Genomic DNA, 17,615 nt, shown 5'->3' with positions numbered 1-17,615 from the left:
AAGAGGGTGAGGGTTGCATTTCCTACCTTTTTTATGCGGCTTTCATCGCTTTCAGGAACCGAACTCCGTAGGCCTGCCACACACCATCAACCCACCGTGCACGGGTGCCTTGTGATAACTGCGTTGTCGAGGTGCTTGGGTGCGTGAGGTGGACCGTGTCAACAAGTCGTACTGGAGAACATTTATGTCGGTACCTGCGTTCAATCAGCCGGTTGTCAATCTACCCACTGACGACACACGTCAAGGGGCCCCTCAAGGGGCCAGCGCCAAAGAGGCAAAGGCTCCGGTTATCGGGTCGCCTTCCAGTGGCCCGAGTTTCAGCGCGCCTGCGGCTAAGTCGGGCCCGGTGTTCGCCGGGGCACCACCGTTGGCGCCTGCCGCTGCGGGGGCCCGCGACCAGGGGGCCAGCCAGGCTTCCACATGGCAGAACGACTCCTCTCGGGGAGTGTTCGGCCGCTTGAAAGGGTTTTTCTTCCCCGCCAGGCCGCCCCATTACGGGCACATGCCGCACAGGCCTCAGCCGGGCCATGGGCATCCACCGCACATGGCCCATCCGGGTCACGGGCATCTGCCGCACAGGCCCCATCCGGGCCACGGGCATCCGCCGCAAAGGCCTCATCCGATCCATGGAGGCCCGCCGCCAAGGCCGTTTCCCCAGCAGCCCGATCCGCACTATTCAAAGCGCAGCCATGAGCAGTTGGCCCAACAGCTGCTGGATAAATTCCAGACATTCACGGACCCGAGAAACCCGGGCTACGTGACGCGGCAAAGTCTGAGCAACATGGCGGAAAGACCGTTGACGGGCAATCCGGGCATGGATCAGAACATCAGGCTGGCCAGGGAAATCCTGAAGCGGCCGGAGCTCATGGGCGCCCTGGACCGCGACGGGCGCACGGGCGTGCAGGACAACCGGTTCAGCTGGCAGAACATCAACGATGTTGTACGTTCCAGCAATCCGTTGAAGTTCCAGGATGACAAGCAACTGGCCAGTGCGATGCTGGAGAACTTCAACAAGTTGAAGGGCGGGTTCTGGAGCCAGACCATCAAGGTCGCTGATCTGCGTGCCCTGGCCCAGCGTCCTCTGACAGGCAACCCGCAAAGGGATCAACTCGTCCTCCTGGCGAAAGAAGTCGTCAGTCGGTCGAGCCTCTTGCAACAAATGGACAACATCGCAGGCCATCACTACGACGGCCGGATTAGCCGACAAACGCTACGTCAACTGATGTCCTAGTCAACCATCGGTACTGCGCAGGTGTTCCAACAGCGGGAAAGGTCGCAGGCTCTGCGCGGCTTTTACCGGTGCGCCTGTGCCGTATCAATCGGCAGGAACTGTTTTGTGCTGTTTGCCACATAACGTGTATTCGACGGCCTTTATGACGCCGACGGTTTCACTCAAAGAGAGGGTGTTGACATGACTTCAACGTCACTTGGAACTCAAACTCCCGGTCTGCCGCAATCCCTTCTTGCACCCACCCGTGACAATGGCGAGCAGGGTCGACGCTTCGGTGCCCAGGCTCAGCACAAGCCTGTCGAAGAGGGGGCCGAAGCCCTGCGAGAAACGTTCTTTCCAGGGCAGTACACATTCAAGGCACCGGCGGCGGATGATTTCGCCAAAGGCCTGCTTCCTCATCGTGCCCCCCACACCTCTGGTGCCCCGATGCCGGAAACGGCGGGCACGACAACCGGATTGATCAGTGCATTGAAGGTCTTGCTGGGTGTTTCCAGATAGGTCGCGTTGGGGTGTCGAAAGACGGACTGAGGCTGCCCCAGGTCCTGCCCGTTGTTTACATGCAGTCATCGAAATTGATCGGCCGCCCCGGAACCATTGTGGATGCCAGGCCACATACTTTGCGTTTGTTGGAGCGCCACTATTGCAGTGACAAGGGTGGTAGCCGGTCTGAGTAGGTGTCTATAAAAGGTGGATATGAAACATGGCAATTGACGGTGGGGTACCTCTCCTGCGGCCCGGTAGTACGAGCCGCCATGATGCGATACCGGATGACGCACAACAAAAAGCTCATGCTGCTTCAAGCGAAACCACACCCCGTGGCTGGCAGGATGATAATCAGCCGTTGCCCAGTACGATTCGTTCTTCGGGTTTCCGGCGTCCCCTGCGCTGGGCCACGCCCGACGAGATCACGCTGCATCATCAGGAGCTGAGAAACACGCCGTTGGTGCGCGCAACCGATGTAAACCCCTTTACCCAACTGCCCGATAGCCAGCTAGTGACGGCGCTGGGTGAGCATTTTTCCGTGCTGGAAAGATTTCATGAAAAATGAAGGATTGAAACTGTCGGCGCTGAGGCAAATCGCCAGTGAAAAAATGACCGACACACCCGCACGCAACAACGCCATCCTGCTGGCCAGGGCACTTGTCCAGCGCCCGCGGTTGATCGACGCGATTGTCGATGAGCGAGGGGTCATCACGCGGCAAAGCCTGTCAAAGGCCGTGCAGGCAGTGTTCGGCAACAGCGACCCCAATGCCTTCAGCTCGGACCCTTTTCACGCCAAGACCAATGTCGAGCTGGTGCAGGCATTCCGGGATGCATTTGATGAACTTCGGGACAGGTCCCGGGACCGCATGAACTTTTTTGAGCAGGTCGGCTTCGTCCAGATCGAGAGGCTTGTCTCAATCAGCAAGGACCCGGACGAAACGGACACCCAAGGCACGGTTATCCGGGACCCCGCCACGGGTCTGCCGAAAAAGATGTACAGCGAACAGCTGGTGTACATGTCAAAAAACCTGGTGGACCGTCCCAGGCTATTGAACTCACTCGCGCGCATCCATTCAGGCTGGCGACGCATTTATGGCAGTCGCTACCAGAAGGAGTGGTTGAGCAGCAAAGACCTCGACGGCTGGCTGGAAAACAACAAGAGCCAGTAGCCCCCCCGGACTCATGACACCCGCAGGATTTTCCCGCTGACCGCCACGCCCAGCAGGAGCACGGCGATCAACACAAAGGCGACGCTCAAGCTGCTGCCATGGGCGATAAAGCCGATCAGCGCCGGGCCCGCAAGAATGCCCGCATAACCCAGGGTGGTGATGGCAGGCACCGCAATGTGCTCCGGCATGACCGTTTGCTTACCGACAGCGGTGTACAGCACCGGCACGATATTCGAACAGCCGGCGCCTACCAGCGCATAGCCCAGCAGTGCGGTTTCCCACGCCGGGAGCAGCGTGGCCAGGAGCATGCCGGCGGTGGCCAGCAAGCCACCGATCACGATCACCCGTTTGGCCCCCAGGCGACGAACAATTGCATCGCCGGTCAGGCGGCCGATGGTCATGGTCAAGGCAAACGCCGCATAGCCCAGGCCCGCATAGGCCTCGTCGAGGCCGCGTTCGTCACTGAGGAACACGGCGCTCCAGTCGAGCACGGCACCTTCTGCCAGGAACACGATAAAACACAGGCAACCGATAAACAGCACCACGCCGTGGGGGATGGCGAAGGCGGGGCCGGAACTTTCACTGCCGTAGGGCAGCAAATGGGGGGCCGCCTTGAGCAGTGCGGCCAGCGTAATCACGATCACCACCAGGGTCGCCGACAGCGGTGACAGGCCCAGGCCGAGCAAGGCGCTGACGCCCGCCGCCCCCACGATGCCTCCCAGGCTGAACAGCCCATGGAAGCCCGACATCATCGTCTTGCCACTGGCCCGTTCTACGATCACGGCTTGCAGGTTGACGGTGGAATCCACCGTGCCAAGGCCGGCACCAAACAGAAACAACCCCGCCATCAGCAACGGTATCGAGCTGACGGTAGCCAGCATCGGCAAAGCCACGCAGAGGAGAATGGTGCCGGCGCTGAGCACGCGTCGGCAGCCAAAGCGTGACGCCAGCGCGCCCGCTACCGGCATGGCGATGATGGACCCCACCCCCAGGCACAGCAGCAACAGGCCCAGCGTACCTTCGTTGAGTTGGGCACGGGCCTTGGCGTAGGGCACCAGCGGTGCCCAGGCCGCGATGCCAAAGCCGGCAATGAAAAACGCGATGCGGGTCGACATTTGTTCCAGGCGTCCTGGAATCACAGGCGCTGGAGTGGGGATGGCAGTCATGAAAGTCCTTGATTTTGCGTTCAGCGAACGATGTCCGGCGCGACATCCTTGCACATCAGGCCGTATCGAGCGAGCCAGGTTCCCGTGGCCCCTGCGAACTTTTTTTTTACAACATGGAACACTTTGCCGGTGAGCGCCACATAGAGGCTACCGGGCTCGCTTGAGGTGGCCTGGATGGTGCGTAATCCCTGGGAGTGGCGGCGAACCCCAGGCTGCTTGCAGAGGATTACCACCTTCCAGGCCACTTTGGCGGGTGGTATCCGGGGCCGATATTCCCCACAATCACCCGGCGCTTTTCCCATGCCGAGGTGGATGACCCCATGACCCTGTTCTACGACGCTCGCGGCAATATCTACGGTGTGGCCAGCCCGGCCCTGTTACGCAGCCGGGGCATTGCCGTGCCCGATAGCGCCGCCCTGGCCGCCAGCACTCGCCAGGCGTGGGCGGCGTCGGCGATAGCGTCCGAATGCGGCTGGGGCACGTCGCCGCGTCCAGCCCAGGCCAAGGCCTATCGCTGCGATGGTTTGCTGGTCGGGCCGTTTCAGGCATTGCCACCGTATGACCTGCTGATCATCAACACCGATGGCTCCCTGGCCGAGCGCAGCGGCAATGGCTTGACGATTTTTGCCCAGGCCCTGACGGACGCGGGGCTGATGACTGGGGCCTGTGAGCTGCGGGTGCACCATGACAAACCGGATGCCCCCTCAACGGTGGCGACGTGGGTTGAGCCGGCGGTCCACCAGCAGGTTGCGGGGTTCTGGTTGACGTTGGGCCAGCCAGTATTCGGGCCCCAGGCAGTGGGGGCCGTGGGGTTGGCGAGCAACGAGCCTGCCCATGTGAGTGCGCTGGCTGCGATCAACCCGCAATGGGCCCGCAGTGAGTTTGTGCGTATCGGCAACCCCCATTGTGTGACCTTGGTCGAGCACGCATCGGCCTTGCCGGACAATCGGCAAATGCATCAGCCGGGGGTGTTCGCGCCCTTGAAAGCGATTGCCGTTGCCCCGCCGGCAGGTGATGGCCGGCCTTGTGCTGCCGGGATCAACCTGCAGTGGGCCGCGCGCGATTCTGTCAATCGGGTGATCGCCCGGGTATTTGAGCGCGGCGAAGGCCCCACGGCATCCTCCGGGACCAGTGCCAGCGCGGTGGCCTGTGCAGCATGGCGCGCGGGGTGGGTCGAGGCGGGGGAGGTTGCGGTGGTGATGCCGGGTGGCACGGCGCCGGTACGTTTGCATGCTCAGGCCGGGACGTTGCTCAGTGTCAGTCTGTTCGGGGCCGCAACGCTTCAAGGCTGAGGACGCAAGTATTCGGTAGCTTAAATAAGTGTCAGTTGTTTCCTTATTGTTTAGTTATCGCCTGGTGTATTACGTAAGTGATTTCTTGTTGTTAATGCATGATTTGTTTTGCGGATTTCTCATCTTGTAAAAGAGACTTCCACCTTGTTCGTACGAAACTTCTTTTTTATTTTCAAAGTGCCGAATGTTCGCGGATCTCGCTAATCTTTAGAGCGTTCAGGCACTTTCTTTGGCCGCGCGATTGAGCTTGGCGGGGGAGAGTATTTCAATCAGATAGCGGACGGCGGGTAACAACGGATGGTTAATGCGCTTGTTTCGTCACGTTTCAAATTTATCCTGCAAAGTGTGGAAAATGACTTTCAAGTCCTGGCATTCAAAGGCCGCGAAGCCCTTGATCAGCCCTACTTCATCGAGGTGCAGTTGGTCAGCGAAAACCCTGGCCTTGATCTGGAAACATTGCTGCACCAGCCGGCCTACCTGGGCTTCGGCGAAGCGGGCGCAGGCCTGCATGGGCAGGTGTATGCAGTCGGCCGTGATGACCCCGGGGCCCGGCTCACCCTTTATCGTCTGACCCTGGCACCGCGCCTGGCGTGGCTGGAACACCGCCGTGACCTGCGCATCTTTCAACAACGCAGCGTGCCGCAGATCATTGCGGCCGTGCTCGAACGCCACGGTATCCTGGCCGACGCGTATGCCTTCGAATTGGGCCCGGTGGTCTATCCGCCACGTACATTCTGTGTGCAATACGCAGAAACCGACCTGCACTTTATCCAGCGACTGTGTGAAGAAGAGGGGATTCACTACCACTTTCGCCACAGCCCGCACGCCCATGTGCTGGTGTTCGGTGATGACCAGACAGTGTTTCGCCGCTTGCCTGTACAGCGTTATCGCCCGGCCAGCACCGAGGCGCCGGGCATCCAGCGCTTCGATGTGCGCCTGGCCACCCGCAGCCGCCAGGTCGTGCGTCGTGATCATGACTTCGAGCACCCTGCGCGGCGCCTGCAAGCGCAAGCCGGGGCGCCATCGGTGCTGCCGCTTGAGGACTATCACTACCCCGCAGGTTTTACGGGGCAGGCACGCGGCGTGCAACTGGCGCGTCGCAGCCTGGAGCGCCATCAGCGTGACCAACACCGGGCCTTGGGCAAGAGTGATCAACCGGCGTTATGCAGTGGCCATTTCCTGCCGTTGAGCGATCACCCGCAGCCCTCCTGCAATGACTTGTGGCTACTGACTTCAGTGCGTCACGAGGGGTATCAACCACAGGTGCTGGAAGAGGCGATGCCGGGCAGTGAAGTGTTCCAGGGATATCGCAACCGCTTCAACGCCACACCTTGGCGCGCGGTCCACCGCCCGGCGCTCAAGCACCCCAAACCGACAATCACTGGTAGCCAGACGGCCACCGTGACGGGGCCGGTGGGCGAGGAGGTGCACTGTGATGCCTATGGTCGGGTGAAGGTGCGGTTTCACTGGGATAGGTTGGACAAGACGAGTGATAAAAGCAGTTGCTGGGTGCGAGTGGCCTCCGGGTGGGCTGGTGACGGCTTTGGCGCGATCATGACGCCTCGGGTCGGCATGGAGGTGCTGGTGACGTTCCTGGACGGCGATCCTGATCGGCCTTTGATCAATGGCTGCCTGCCCAATGCGCGGCATCTGCCCCCTTATCCGTTACCGCAACACAAGACCCGCAGCGTATTGCGCAGCCGCAGTTCCCCCGGTGGCGCGGGCGCCAACGAACTGCACCTGGAGGACCACCTGGGCAAGGAGCTCATTTACCTGCGGGCCCAACGGGACCTGCAGCAACAGGTGGGGCATGACTGCCACCTGGACGTCGGGGGCGAGCGACGTGAAACCATTCGCGGCCTGAGCACGGCGTACCTGGAAAGCGAGGAACACCGCGACGTTCGCGGCAATCGCAAGGTCCTGATCGGGGCCGGCGATCACCTGCAGGTAAAGGGCGACAGCCAGGCCTACATCGGCCAGGCCCTGGTGATCGAGGCGGGGCAACAGATCCATCTCAAGGCGGGCGCCAGCCTGGTGATCGACGCGGGTGCGCAGTTGAGTTTCAAGGCGGGAGGCGAACACCTGCTGATCCAGGCAGGCGGAATTTTCAGCAGTCGCCCCATCACCCTGGGTGGCTTGCCAGGGGTCGCACGCTCGGCCAACCCCGTGGGCCCGGGCGATAACCCATCATCGCCTCCGCGCGCCGCGGGTGTTCCCTCCATTTCAGTTATCCAGGGCGCAATCATGCACAGGGCGAGGCAACTGGATGCGGATTTTTGCCCGGTGTGCGAGCGCTGCCGCGAAGGTGTGTGTGACATTCGCGGGAGGGTCGCGTGATGGCGCCCGGCCAATGGATGGCCCAACAACAGCAGGCAGGGCGCCGCTTGTGTCTGGTCCTCGAGGGAAGCAGCGATGCGCGCTTGTCGTTGATAGCGTCCCGCAACCTGGCGCAATGTCTTAGCGTGTACGGTGGCAGCGCAGTGGCGGCGCTGGCGGCTGCAGGGCCGGTGATCCTGCTGGTGGAGCAACTCGGTGAACCCGCGCTGGTGAGCTTGCTGGAGCAGCCGCAGGCGAATTGGGGCTGGCTGGGCAGCTTGCCCGACACAGACCTGGGTGGCGTTATCGAGCATTGGCACGCGCGGATGCTGGTGGGGCCGCCGGGCAAGCAGGCCCTGTACCGGTTCCACGACAACCGCACCTTGGCGCGAGCGCTTGCTTGCTTGCCGGTAGCGCAACGGCCAGCCTATCTCGGGCCGCTGATCAGTGTGTGCTACTGGTATGAAGACCAATGGTGCAGCGCCAGCAACCCTGCGCCCGGCCATTACCCGGTACCTGATCCCGCCCCATGGCTCAGCATTCCCAACCCCCAGGTCTCGGCCATTCTGCACGCCAATATCCTGCGCTACCTGCTGGCTGAGCACAGTGAAGATCTCGCGGCATTGGCTGAATTCCAGGACCCGAGGGTATGGCTGGCCCAGGTACTGGAACAGGCCCGCACCTGGCAATGGCGCGGGGCGCAACAACTGGAGTTCTTGGTGGTGCGCCGGTTGGAGGAAGCGACGGGGGCCAGCGTGATCCGGTGGCAGCCGTTGGCGGGTGAGGCGCCGGGAGATCACTTTGCACGGGTGTTGGCGCAGTGGCACACCTTGAGGGAAAAACATGAGTAGGCGGGCGTGCGGTGCGTTACTGGTCGTGGGCATGGCGTGGTTGGCGGGATGTGCAAGCGTGCCCGCAGAGCGTTTTACCTTGCAGGTAGACCTGCCGGCCAATTTTCGATTCAAAAGCGCGGCCAACTACAGCCCCGCCGCAGGCGAAAGCTGCACCTTGCCAGTGCGCCGAGGCAAGAGGCCAGAGCGCAAGGTCTTCAGCGTTGCGTATAACACCGCAGCCAGCCGCGTGACCCAGGACCTGCCGCTGACTGAAACGGTAGAAGGTTGCCCGTTGGTGTTGCGCAGTGTGGAGTTTGATTTTTACGCACGGTGGGGAACGCGGGACACGGATATCGGGGGGGATATTGCGGCGATCTACATTCAGGACCGGGCAGGAGGGGAAACGCCTGGGTTGGAGACTTTGGAGTTGAAAGGGCGATGTCAGTGGTTCTTTCGAACCGTGGGGCGGCTCCATGGGATCAGGAAAATCTTGAAATGCAATTCACTGGCTGAAAATGGACAGCCGGAAAAAACACGGGCAGGTGGTGTAGTGCAGCGAGATCGACTCATGGGGAAAACCCTGAGGTTGGTGCTGAATGTGTCCGATGAGGAGTTGCCAGCTTTTGATGATAACTGGATAGCAGTTCCCGGCGGGTGGAGGCGATGCCGAGGTAACAGCTTCGAAGATACATCCGCGTATTGCAGAGGCAACACTACGGATTTCAAGCCTATAAAGATGCCTGACGGGCGTATATGTGATGTTTATCCAACCTGTAACTAACAAGGAGTAAGCCAATGGAACTGGCGGCATGGAAGCAGGATTTTTTCAGTGACAATATGCCGGCTTGCGCGCTACGAGGGCACTGGGTGAGCTTCTGCGTGGTGGACGAGACTGGAAATGGAAAGAGTTATGGCGGGCTTCCATACACGCTCCACGACAGTGCGGGTCAACGGTACAGCGGTAGATTGAATGGAGAAGGATTCGCCAGATTAACGGATTTTTACTGCGGGCCTGTGGTTCTGAGGGTGGATGACCCATACACCGGGTCAGAAGAGCCCTATCACCGGCTGAGGACACGCCTGACTTACAAACTGCCTATAAGCGAACTTCAAGTTCGCGTCGAGCGAACCTTGTTTTATGCTGCTGATGGTCAACGTCGTGAAGACAATCCCGCTAAGCAACAAGCAGACCGTTTCTACCAAGTCGAAGTCCGCGACCTCGTCCGCCATGCCGCCCATTTGCCGCCTGCGGCGCCCCGGCCTTTCGCCCCCCGACGGCATGCCCTGAAAATGATGGCCGACCTTGGATTCGGCCCACCGCAGCCTGCATTGTCGGGTGTGGTGCTGTTCCCCAACCAGCACAGCGTACTGGAGGTCCGGCCCTTGCGGGCGTTGCGCCCGATGCTGTCTACCGAGGATGGGTTCTGCGCCCTGAACCTGTACCAACTGGCATTGATGGCGACCTTGAGCTACTGCCCATTTGGCCAGGAGCCGGCCACCCAACCGCAAGATGAGGTCCGTTTTCCCGTGGACCCAAGCATTGGTCATCTGTTTGCTGAAAAACTCTCGGGGTATGAGCAAGCCTGGAGGGTCGACGCTGGGCAAGTACAACGGTTTTACCCGCTGTATGAAGAGGTCGCCTATTCCCGGCGTTTCGAGATCCTGCCCTTCGATCCCCAGTTGTATCCGCAAAACAGCCCGAAGCTCGCGGGCGAGCAGGAGCATCCGGCGAACCTGCATTTTTTCGATGATGAAGAGCTGGGTACTGATACCCAGGCCTTTATCAGTCATCACGATGAGATCGTGCTGATTTCTGTACGGGGTACGGCCAGTGCCGCTGATGGCCTGCGTGATGCAAACGCCCACCAGGTGCCGTTCGCGGAGGGCATCGGCAAGGCCCATGAAGGTTTTTATCAGGCCTATCGAGCCATGCGCGACTTCGTGCTGCGCTACCTCGATCAGTTCTACAGCGGCCAACGTATCGTGATCTGCGGCCATAGCCTGGGAGGGGCAATCGCCCTGCTGCTGGCAGAGGGACTGCGCCGGGTCAAAGATGCCGACTACAACGTGCTCCTCTACACCTACGGTGCGCCGCGTGCCGCTGACGCGGAATTTATCAGAGGCGCGGCAGACCTGGTCCATCACCGTATCGTCAACCACAATGACCCGGTTCCCAGCGTGCCGGCACCCTGGATGAACACCACGGCCAAACTCTGGGTTCCCGGCGCGGTGACGTTGTTCAGCGCCCCCGCGCCCGCAGGCCTGCTGTTTGCGGCGGGCCTGGTACGCGTCGGTGGCAATCCTTACTGGCACCACGGCGAGCAACAACACTTCATGCCGATCCTGCTCCCGGACGGCGCGCATTCATCGGTGCTGTGGAAGCCCGGGTGTGAGTCTCTGGAGGAGGCGGGATGCAATCGCGCCTTGTACCTGAGCGGCGATATGCCCGAGCGCGATAACCTGCTCAAGCAGTTGTTCCAGGCCAGCCAGCATTTTATGGTCAGCAGCTACGTGCCGGCAGCCTGGGCGACCTTGCGTCGTTGGCAACAAACCCTGGATAACCGCGGCGCCCTCGTGACGTCGCGGGAGTACGCACTGATCGACGACGCCTTGGGCACCATGGGCCGCCAATTGCAGGACAAACAGTTGGAACTGCACCGTCGCCGACCAGCGAACGGGCGTAGCCATGAGCACTACGACGGCTTGGCCGCTGAAATCGACCGCTTGCAAATCAGTCGCCAGCGCCTGGAAAGTTTGCGCTGGCGCCGCCTGCAAGCGCGTGACGTCTATGGCAGCCATGCTCAGGGTGCAAACTTGCCAGCCAGCCTCAAACGCTGGTTCAGCCACCGGGAAAACCGTGAGCTATCGCAAGTGGCAAGCATCCCGCCGGCCTTGCATGACGAGCATGGCAAAGGCCAGCCGTTGGACCTCGACTCGATCGTTTAGCCCAGGGTTTTACAAAAAAGCCACCTGCGCCAGCTGGCGCTTCATCAACACCTTGCCGTTGCGGATCGAATACAGCGCCAGGCCCTGGCTGCGAATGACCTCGTAGTCGCTGTCGGCCGAGAGAATCAGCAGGTTGGCCGGCCGCCCCGGTTCCAGGCCGTAGCGATCGCCCAGGGCCATGGCTTTGGCGCTGTTGTCGGTGACAAGGTCCAGGGCCCTTTGCAGGTTGCTGTAGCCGAGCATATGGCAGATATGCAGACCGGCTTCGAGCACCCGCAGAATATTGCCGTTGCCCAGTGGGTACCAGGGATCGACGATGGAGTCCTGGCCGAAGCACACGTTCATGCCGGCCTCCAACAGTTCGTTGACCCGGGTTACGCCCCGGCGTTTCGGGAAGTTGTCGAAGCGGCCCTGCAAGTGAATGCTTTCGGTGGGGCAGGAAACAAAGCTGATGCCAGAGTGCCCCAACAGCCGGAACAGTTTTGCGCAGTAGGCATTGTCGTAGGAGCCCATGGCCGTGGTGTGGCTGGCGGTGACCCGGCTGCCCATGTCGCGACTGCGGGCCTCTTCGGCCAGCACTTCGAGAAAGCGCGAGTGCGGGTCGTCGGTTTCATCGCAATGCACGTCGACCAGGCAGCCCGTGCGTTCGGCCAGGTCCATGAGGAACTTGACCGAGCTGACCCCTTGGTCGCGGGTGTATTCGAAATGGGGAATGCCGCCCACCACATCGGCGCCGAGGCGAATGGCTTCTTCCATCAACTCACGGCCATTGCGGTAGGACTCGATGCCTTCCTGGGGAAATGCCACGATCTGCAGGTCGATCAGGTGTGCGCTCTCCTGGCGCACTTCGAGCATGGCCTTGAGCGCCGTCAACTGCGGGTCGGTGACGTCCACGTGGGTGCGTACATGCTGGATACCGTGGGCCGCCAGGGCCTGGATGGTCTGTTTGGCGCGGGTCTTGGTGTCTTCATGGGTGATGGTGGCCTTGCGTTCGCCCCAGCACTCGATCCCTTCAAACAGCGTCCCGCTCATATTCCAGCGCGGCTCGCCGGCAGTGAGGGTGGCATCAAGGTGGATATGCGGCTCGACAAAGGGTGGCACCACCAGGTTACCCGCGGCATCCAGATCGTCCGGGCCCATGGGCGGCGTGGCAGTTTGAGGCGTAATACTGGCGATCCGGCCATGTTCCAGGTGCAGATCATGCAGGCCTTCACGGTTGCGCAGGCGGGCGTTGATGATATGCATGGGCAAGTTCCTCTTGGGCAAAAAGCAATCAGGCAGACAGCCGCCAGATCATCAGCGCGACGCCGATGTCCAGACGGTCATTGGGATTGTCCAGCGACAGCCCGCACAGGGCCTCGATACGTTGGACGCGGTGGGTCAAGGTGTTGCGGTGGACCGCCAACCGCTGGGACGCAGCCACAAGGTTACCATTGTCCAGGAACCAGGCTTGCAGGGTCGGCATCAGGCTGGGGCCGTGACGCTGGTCATGGCGCAGCAGCGGCCCCAGGCGTTCATGGAGGAACTGCTCGAGCAGCCCGCGATCGCGTACCGCACTCATTAGCTTCAGCAGCCCTAGCTCATCGTAGACACAGACGCCGGCATGCTCGCCAAAGCGCCGGGCAACCACCAGCGCCTGGCGAGCTTCGTCCAAGCCCTGGGCGAGGCCGGCGGGCGGATGTTTTGCCGCGCTCAAGCCGATGCATAGCTTCAGCGGGGCCAGGCGCAGGTTCAGCGGCCTCAGCCAATTTGCCAGGCGTTGCCGGTGATCTTCGGTGGCCGGCAGCAGCAAGGTCCATTGCCCAGCCCTGTCGAGTACGGGCAGGGGTGAGGGATGCTCGGCGGCGAACTGGCGCAATCGGCGGGTAATGCCTTCGTGTTGGCGAGCGAGCTGAGCTTCGGCCTCCCCAGCCACGGTTTGCGCAAATAACGCGTCGCCACCCTCCAGTTGTAACTGCGCCACTTGCCAGTGTCCGGCCAATGGCATGCCCAGTTGGCTGGCGCGATGCAACAGCAGGTCGAGGGATTGGTAGTCCCCCGCCAACAGGCGTTCCAGCACCTCATGCCGTGAACGCCCCAACTGCTCGGACTCGATCAGCGCCGAGCCGATGGCCTGGGTCACCAGGACCATTTTCAGCGAGTACGGTTGTTCGATCAGCGGCATCCCGGCGGCGTCGGCGGCTTGCAGCAACCCAGGGGCAATCCCCTGGATGTAATCCGCACCGGTCAGGATCACCAGGCCGGCGACACGCCGCGAGCAGGCTTCATCCAGCAGGCGCAAGAGATTGGCCTCATCACGCGGGTGGTTGATACCGGTGATGAACACCAGTTCGCCGCCCAACACCCATTCTGCAATGCCGCTGTTCTCGGCCACATAAGGCCAGCGCACGCCATTGTCCAGGCCTGCGCTACCGGCTCGCAGGGTCATGGACTCCAGCCCGGGCAGGGCCAGCACATCCGCCACGGTCAGGCTCATGCCTGGGTGTCAGCCAAGGGCACCCGCACCCGCAGGATCGCGGTGAGCAAGATGTAGGTGGCGGCCGCGGCGATAATTCCCACCAGCGGCGCGACCCATGGCGAACTGAACGCCAGCACCGTACCCACCCCATAGGCAATCAGCCCCGGCCAATTGAACGCGGGCAAACGCACCTCCGCCAGCCGAGGGTACTGGCCGCGATAGCGATAGAAGAAGTCGGCCATGATCACCCCGCCAATCGGTGGAATCACGGTGCCCAGCAAAATCAGATAGGGCACCAGCATGTCGTACATGCCCAGCAAGGCGAGCAGGGTGCCGATCACGGCGCCGACCAGGGTCACAGTCTTGCGGCGTTTGGTACGCAGCAGGTTGCAGCCGGCGACGGCGAAGTTGTAGATGGTGTTGTCCTGGGTGCTCCAGATATTGAGCAGCAACATGGCCATTGCAGCCATGGCGAAACCTTGCAGCAGCAACACCTCCACCACATCCGGCTGTTGATAGACGATAGCGCCGTAGGCCCCAATCAGCACCATCAGGCCGTTGCCGATAAAAAAGCCGATCAGGCTGGCCAGGACTGCCACTTTGGCCGACCGGGAGAAGCGCGTCCAGTTGGTAGCCTGGGTTGCGCCACTGACAAAGGTGCCGAATACCAGGGTAATGGCCGTGGACAAATCCAACTCACCGCTGGGTACCACGGCAAGCAAGCCCTCCAGCCCCCCGATGTGCACCGTGGCCACCCACATCGACAGCAACAGCAGCAGGCCCATGGCCGGGACTGCGATGTAAGAGAGGATTTCCAGGCCGCGATAGCCCACGTAGGCCGTGGCGCAGAACACCAGGCCGAACAGCACCATCAGTGCCAGCACGCTGCCCTGGCCCAGCTCGAAATATTTGCCCAGTACCACGGCCGCCGTGGCGGTGCCCCAGGCGTACCAGCCAATCTGGGTGAAACCCAGGATCAGGTCACTCAACTTGCTACCCACTTCGCCAAAGCAGAACCGCCCCATCAGCACCGAGTTCAAGCCGCTCTTGAAGGCGATGTAACCCAGGCCTGCGGCGTAGATACCCAACAGCAGGTTACCCAGGGCCACGACACCGAGCATCTGGGTAAAACTGAAGGCCACCCCAAGCTTGCCGCCGGCGAACATGGTCGCGGTAAAAAAGGTGAAGCCCAGCAACACCATGGCCGTGGAGCCAAGGCCCTTGCGTGCATGCATGGGTACTTCGCTGAGAGGGTAATCGTTGCCCGGTTCGTGCTGCGTCATGTGCCGTTCCCCTGTGAGTGACCCAGGGCCCGTTGCAGCCGGCGTGCCAACTGCCGGGCAGTGACGGCTGCACGGTGGACGCTGTGCAGGTTGCACACTATTCAGGGGGCGGGCGGGGCAGGTAGAGGAGATTGCTTGTTGGTTATGCCCAGTCAGGCGCGATAGCGGTGCAGCGGTGATACAAATTGGATCACCGTGCCGGGGTGTCAGTCGAACAGGGTCTGGGTGATTTCGCCGCGGTGAAAGGCGAAGGCTGCTTCAAGATCACTCTCGATGGTGCGGCCGCGTGACAGGGGCGGCAGTTCGTCGAGGCGGAAGAAGCCGACGTCGGTGGTTTCAAACCCCGCGGTGGGGGCGGCCTGGTCGGTGCGCTCGCAGAGAAAGTACAACTTATAGAAGTCACGCACGTCGGGCCGGTACAGGCCCTTGGCTTTGTGGGTCACGCTGTACAACGTGCGTGCGGTGACGCTTAAGCCAGCTTCTTCGCGAAGTTCCTTGACGATGTTTTCTGCAGCCGACAATCCGATATCCGCATAACCCCCCGGTAATGCCTAACAGCCATCCGTTGCTTCGCGTACCAGCAGGATCCGCTCGTCTTCAATCAGCGCGCCACGCACATCGATCATCGGTGTTGAATAGCGCTGCGCGAAGTCCGAGACCAGGCCGGTAATGCGCTCCAGAGGCACTTGTCCCAACTGCGCAAGCATACTGTGGGCAATATGGGCGATCTCTTCCAGGCGTTCGCGCTCGAAGTCATCAGTGCAAAAGTGCAGCCCGGTGGATGCCAATGCCTGCAGGCGCTTGGCCTGGGCCAGCCAGGTGGATTCCATGGTTTGGTTCCTTGAGTTGCGGCGAAGTCTGGTTTTAATCGCTGTGATCCTCGAACGCAAACCCTTACGCCGAGGGTGCCTCAAAAATCGCCTCGATCGGCCGTTCAAACAGCCTGGCTATTTTGAAGGCCAACGGCAGGCTGGGGTCGTAGCGGCCCGTTTCGATGGCGTTGACGGTCTGGCGCGACACTTCAAGTTGTGCCGCCAGATCCGCCTGGGACCAGCCTCGCTCAGTGCGCAATTGGCGCATAAGGTTGTTCATCGATAACGCCTTGCGCCGATCACCGTGGCTATTGCCCAGATACCGCCCATGACGGGCCATACAAAAAACATCGACAGGCGGGGCAGGCCGGCGGTTTCCAGGAAGCCATAGCTGAAGGTGATCAGCGCCGTGCAGATAAATGCAATGCCCAGGGCTTCCAATTGAATCTTGCGGCCCATCTCATCCATTCGCCCCAATTGGCGGATCGCCACCAAGGCCATGGCGACGTGGGGAATGACCGGGACCAGGGCGAGGGAGATTTTCCCTGCGCCCTCGGGGGCGTCGGCCAGAAAGTGGGTACTGACAAGCACGGCAACCACATAGGCGGCCAGGGCGATGAAGAATTCCACCAAATAGCGTTTGATTGGCATGCGCGCGTTCCGTAAGTAAAGGGAGCTTTACATTAGGAGGGCAAATGTCGAGTGTCAAGCTCGCTTTACATTTTGCAGGCTCGATCCTGCAATCAATTCCAGGATTTACTCACCGCGATAAATACAGCCACTGGTGCAGGTCTCGTGGATACGAATGGCGCTGAGTTCCGGCAGCAAGGGCTTCAACTCGTTCCAGATCCACTTGGCCAGCACTTCGCTGGTCGGGTTCTCCAGGCCGGGGATGTCGTTGAGGTAGTTGTGGTCGAGGCGCTCATAGAGCGGCTTGAAAATCGCCTTGATCTCCGAAAAGTCACGGATCCAGCCGGTATGCGGGTCAAGGTCGCCGCTCAGGTGGATGGCCACCTTGAAGGAGTGACCATGCAGGCGCCCGCACTTATGGCCTTCGGGGACGTGAGGCAAGCGGTGGGCGGACTCGAATGTGAACTCTTTGAAAATTTCCACGGTATGACCTGTAAGGCTTGATTTTGGCGGGGTGTATGAGGGTTTCGTTTGCTGGTGTACTGATCAATGTACTGATTGGTCTTCGCTGGGGGTTGTTGCAGCCATCCATTCAGCAATGACTGACTGGCGCCAGGCGACCGAGTTTGGGCCTATTCTAACCTGTTTTGGGAAGGTGCCTTCCCTGATGCGACGATAAACCGTGTTACGGCCCAGGCCGGTGGTGTGAAGCACCTCGTCGAGGCGCAGGAAGCGATCAATGTTTTCTGCTCTGTTCATGACTCTCTCCTTACGCCAGCTGTAGGCCGCGCTGTCTTGATGATGTGGATGATGAAACTGAAGGTGAGCAGCGCCCAGGCGACGGAGCCGGCGAATGCTACGACCAGGGTTTGTTCGGTACCGGTGGAGAGCAGCTCCGGCACCTGCCAGAAAAACCAGAAGGTGGACCCCGCCACGTACAACACGATGGCTGTCAAGAGCAGGGTGAGTTTCGTTGCGTACATGGGGTGTACTTGC

The 17,615-nt window shown here is 61.0% G+C and carries 18 protein-coding genes and 1 pseudogene; 9 read left to right on the top strand and 10 right to left on the bottom strand.

The window, feature by feature from the left end:
* Positions 1-544 precede the first annotated feature (544 nt).
* From FIV38_RS25550 to FIV38_RS25535, 4 genes are all read left to right on the top strand, one after another.
* Positions 545-1,231, top strand: a complete 687-nt coding sequence (locus FIV38_RS25550; protein WP_235861130.1) for a hypothetical protein — start codon at positions 545-547, stop codon at positions 1,229-1,231.
* Between the two features lie 180 nt (positions 1,232-1,411).
* The gene (locus FIV38_RS25545) at positions 1,412-1,729 is read left to right on the top strand and encodes a hypothetical protein (RefSeq protein ID WP_133715053.1); all 318 of its coding nucleotides are present in this window, start codon (positions 1,412-1,414) and stop codon (positions 1,727-1,729) included.
* A gap of 202 nt (positions 1,730-1,931) precedes the next feature.
* The gene (locus FIV38_RS25540; protein WP_133715052.1) at positions 1,932-2,279 is read left to right on the top strand and encodes a hypothetical protein; all 348 of its coding nucleotides are present in this window, start codon (positions 1,932-1,934) and stop codon (positions 2,277-2,279) included.
* Positions 2,269-2,883, top strand: a complete 615-nt coding sequence (locus tag FIV38_RS25535) for a type III secretion effector protein (RefSeq protein ID WP_070995545.1) — start codon at positions 2,269-2,271, stop codon at positions 2,881-2,883. The genes FIV38_RS25540 and FIV38_RS25535 overlap by 11 nt, the downstream gene beginning before the upstream one ends.
* 11 nt (positions 2,884-2,894) lie before the next feature.
* Here the strand turns inward: FIV38_RS25535 and FIV38_RS25530 are convergent, their stop codons facing one another.
* A complete protein-coding gene (locus tag FIV38_RS25530; RefSeq protein WP_092238689.1) occupies positions 2,895-4,049 on the bottom strand; it encodes an MFS transporter in 1,155 nt (384 codons plus the stop codon).
* A gap of 320 nt (positions 4,050-4,369) precedes the next feature.
* On the opposite strand from FIV38_RS25530, the gene FIV38_RS25525 reads away from it, so the two are divergent.
* The 5 genes from FIV38_RS25525 (at position 4,370) to FIV38_RS25505 (ending at position 11,436) form a co-directional block, all read left to right on the top strand.
* Positions 4,370-5,341, top strand: coding sequence for a diaminopimelate epimerase (locus FIV38_RS25525; protein WP_092238695.1), 972 nt, complete (start codon positions 4,370-4,372; stop codon positions 5,339-5,341).
* A 297-nt stretch (positions 5,342-5,638) separates the two neighbouring features.
* Positions 5,639-7,678 (top strand): type VI secretion system Vgr family protein, encoded by a 2,040-nt coding sequence (locus FIV38_RS25520; protein ID WP_092238698.1) that lies wholly within the window; start codon positions 5,639-5,641, stop codon positions 7,676-7,678.
* On the top strand, positions 7,678-8,508 hold the full coding sequence (locus FIV38_RS25515; RefSeq protein WP_092238701.1) for a DUF4123 domain-containing protein: 831 nt from the start codon (positions 7,678-7,680) through the stop codon (positions 8,506-8,508). The genes FIV38_RS25520 and FIV38_RS25515 overlap by 1 nt, the downstream gene beginning before the upstream one ends.
* Positions 8,501-9,271 carry a hypothetical protein gene (locus tag FIV38_RS25510; RefSeq protein ID WP_092238704.1) on the top strand — a complete coding sequence of 257 codons (771 nt, stop codon included), beginning with the start codon at positions 8,501-8,503 and terminating at the stop codon, positions 9,269-9,271. Before FIV38_RS25515 ends, FIV38_RS25510 begins: the two co-directional genes overlap by 8 nt.
* A gap of 14 nt (positions 9,272-9,285) precedes the next feature.
* Positions 9,286-11,436 (top strand): lipase family protein, encoded by a 2,151-nt coding sequence (locus FIV38_RS25505; protein ID WP_092238707.1) that lies wholly within the window; start codon positions 9,286-9,288, stop codon positions 11,434-11,436.
* Between the two features lie 9 nt (positions 11,437-11,445).
* Here the strand turns inward: FIV38_RS25505 and codA are convergent, their stop codons facing one another.
* The 9 genes and pseudogenes from codA to FIV38_RS25460 all read right to left on the bottom strand — a co-directional run.
* Positions 11,446-12,681, bottom strand: a complete 1,236-nt coding sequence (codA, locus tag FIV38_RS25500; RefSeq protein ID WP_029296673.1) for a cytosine deaminase — start codon at positions 12,679-12,681, stop codon at positions 11,446-11,448.
* Positions 12,682-12,709: 28 nt separating this feature from the next.
* Positions 12,710-13,912, bottom strand: a complete 1,203-nt coding sequence (locus FIV38_RS25495; protein ID WP_092238710.1) for a PucR family transcriptional regulator — start codon at positions 13,910-13,912, stop codon at positions 12,710-12,712.
* The gene (gene codB, locus FIV38_RS25490) at positions 13,909-15,177 is read right to left on the bottom strand and encodes a cytosine permease (protein ID WP_092238712.1); all 1,269 of its coding nucleotides are present in this window, start codon (positions 15,175-15,177) and stop codon (positions 13,909-13,911) included. The genes FIV38_RS25495 and codB overlap by 4 nt, the downstream gene beginning before the upstream one ends.
* A 206-nt stretch (positions 15,178-15,383) precedes the next feature.
* Positions 15,384-16,007: pseudogene (locus tag FIV38_RS25485) on the bottom strand (NUDIX hydrolase).
* A 64-nt stretch (positions 16,008-16,071) separates the two neighbouring features.
* Entirely contained in the window at positions 16,072-16,269 is a 198-nt protein-coding gene (locus FIV38_RS25480; protein WP_092238715.1) for a helix-turn-helix transcriptional regulator, read from the bottom strand.
* A complete protein-coding gene (locus tag FIV38_RS25475; RefSeq protein WP_092238718.1) occupies positions 16,266-16,640 on the bottom strand; it encodes a hypothetical protein in 375 nt (124 codons plus the stop codon). Before FIV38_RS25475 ends, FIV38_RS25480 begins: the two co-directional genes overlap by 4 nt.
* 105 nt (positions 16,641-16,745) lie before the next feature.
* Positions 16,746-17,102: a 6-carboxytetrahydropterin synthase QueD gene (gene queD / locus FIV38_RS25470; protein WP_003190259.1), complete on the bottom strand. Its 357-nt coding sequence runs from the start codon at positions 17,100-17,102 to the stop codon at positions 16,746-16,748.
* 63 nt (positions 17,103-17,165) lie between these two features.
* On the bottom strand, positions 17,166-17,378 hold the full coding sequence (locus FIV38_RS25465; RefSeq protein ID WP_060772666.1) for a helix-turn-helix transcriptional regulator: 213 nt from the start codon (positions 17,376-17,378) through the stop codon (positions 17,166-17,168).
* Positions 17,375-17,615: hypothetical protein (locus FIV38_RS25460; RefSeq protein WP_338110281.1), on the bottom strand; the 241-nt coding region annotated here is incomplete at its 5' end. The genes FIV38_RS25460 and FIV38_RS25465, both read right to left, overlap by 4 nt.

Source organism: Pseudomonas proteolytica (assembly GCF_007858275.1).
In the GTDB taxonomy this organism is placed as follows: Bacteria; Pseudomonadota; Gammaproteobacteria; order Pseudomonadales; family Pseudomonadaceae; genus Aquipseudomonas; species Aquipseudomonas proteolytica.
Note: the sequence above shows the minus strand (reverse complement) of the source record. Positions and strands in the feature narration are given on the sequence as shown.

Bases quoted from the DNA above. Each gene is read 5' to 3' on its own strand.
- FIV38_RS25550 (WP_235861130.1), top strand. From the start codon at position 545: ATGGCCCATCCGGGTCACGGGCATCTGCCGCACAGGCCCCATCCGGGC.
- FIV38_RS25545 (WP_133715053.1), top strand. From the start codon at position 1,412: ATGACTTCAACGTCACTTGGAACTCAAACTCCCGGTCTGCCGCAATCC.
- FIV38_RS25540 (WP_133715052.1), top strand. From the start codon at position 1,932: ATGGCAATTGACGGTGGGGTACCTCTCCTGCGGCCCGGTAGTACGAGC.
- FIV38_RS25535 (WP_070995545.1), top strand. From the start codon at position 2,269: ATGAAAAATGAAGGATTGAAACTGTCGGCGCTGAGGCAAATCGCCAGT.
- FIV38_RS25530 (WP_092238689.1), bottom strand. From the start codon at position 4,049: ATGACTGCCATCCCCACTCCAGCGCCTGTGATTCCAGGACGCCTGGAA.
- FIV38_RS25525 (WP_092238695.1), top strand. From the start codon at position 4,370: ATGACCCTGTTCTACGACGCTCGCGGCAATATCTACGGTGTGGCCAGC.
- FIV38_RS25520 (WP_092238698.1), top strand. From the start codon at position 5,639: ATGGTTAATGCGCTTGTTTCGTCACGTTTCAAATTTATCCTGCAAAGT.
- FIV38_RS25515 (WP_092238701.1), top strand. From the start codon at position 7,678: ATGGCGCCCGGCCAATGGATGGCCCAACAACAGCAGGCAGGGCGCCGC.
- FIV38_RS25510 (WP_092238704.1), top strand. From the start codon at position 8,501: ATGAGTAGGCGGGCGTGCGGTGCGTTACTGGTCGTGGGCATGGCGTGG.
- FIV38_RS25505 (WP_092238707.1), top strand. From the start codon at position 9,286: ATGGAACTGGCGGCATGGAAGCAGGATTTTTTCAGTGACAATATGCCG.
- codA (WP_029296673.1), bottom strand. From the start codon at position 12,681: ATGCATATCATCAACGCCCGCCTGCGCAACCGTGAAGGCCTGCATGAT.
- FIV38_RS25495 (WP_092238710.1), bottom strand. From the start codon at position 13,912: ATGAGCCTGACCGTGGCGGATGTGCTGGCCCTGCCCGGGCTGGAGTCC.
- codB (WP_092238712.1), bottom strand. From the start codon at position 15,177: ATGACGCAGCACGAACCGGGCAACGATTACCCTCTCAGCGAAGTACCC.
- FIV38_RS25480 (WP_092238715.1), bottom strand. From the start codon at position 16,269: ATGAACAACCTTATGCGCCAATTGCGCACTGAGCGAGGCTGGTCCCAG.
- FIV38_RS25475 (WP_092238718.1), bottom strand. From the start codon at position 16,640: ATGCCAATCAAACGCTATTTGGTGGAATTCTTCATCGCCCTGGCCGCC.
- FIV38_RS25465 (WP_060772666.1), bottom strand. From the start codon at position 17,378: ATGAACAGAGCAGAAAACATTGATCGCTTCCTGCGCCTCGACGAGGTG.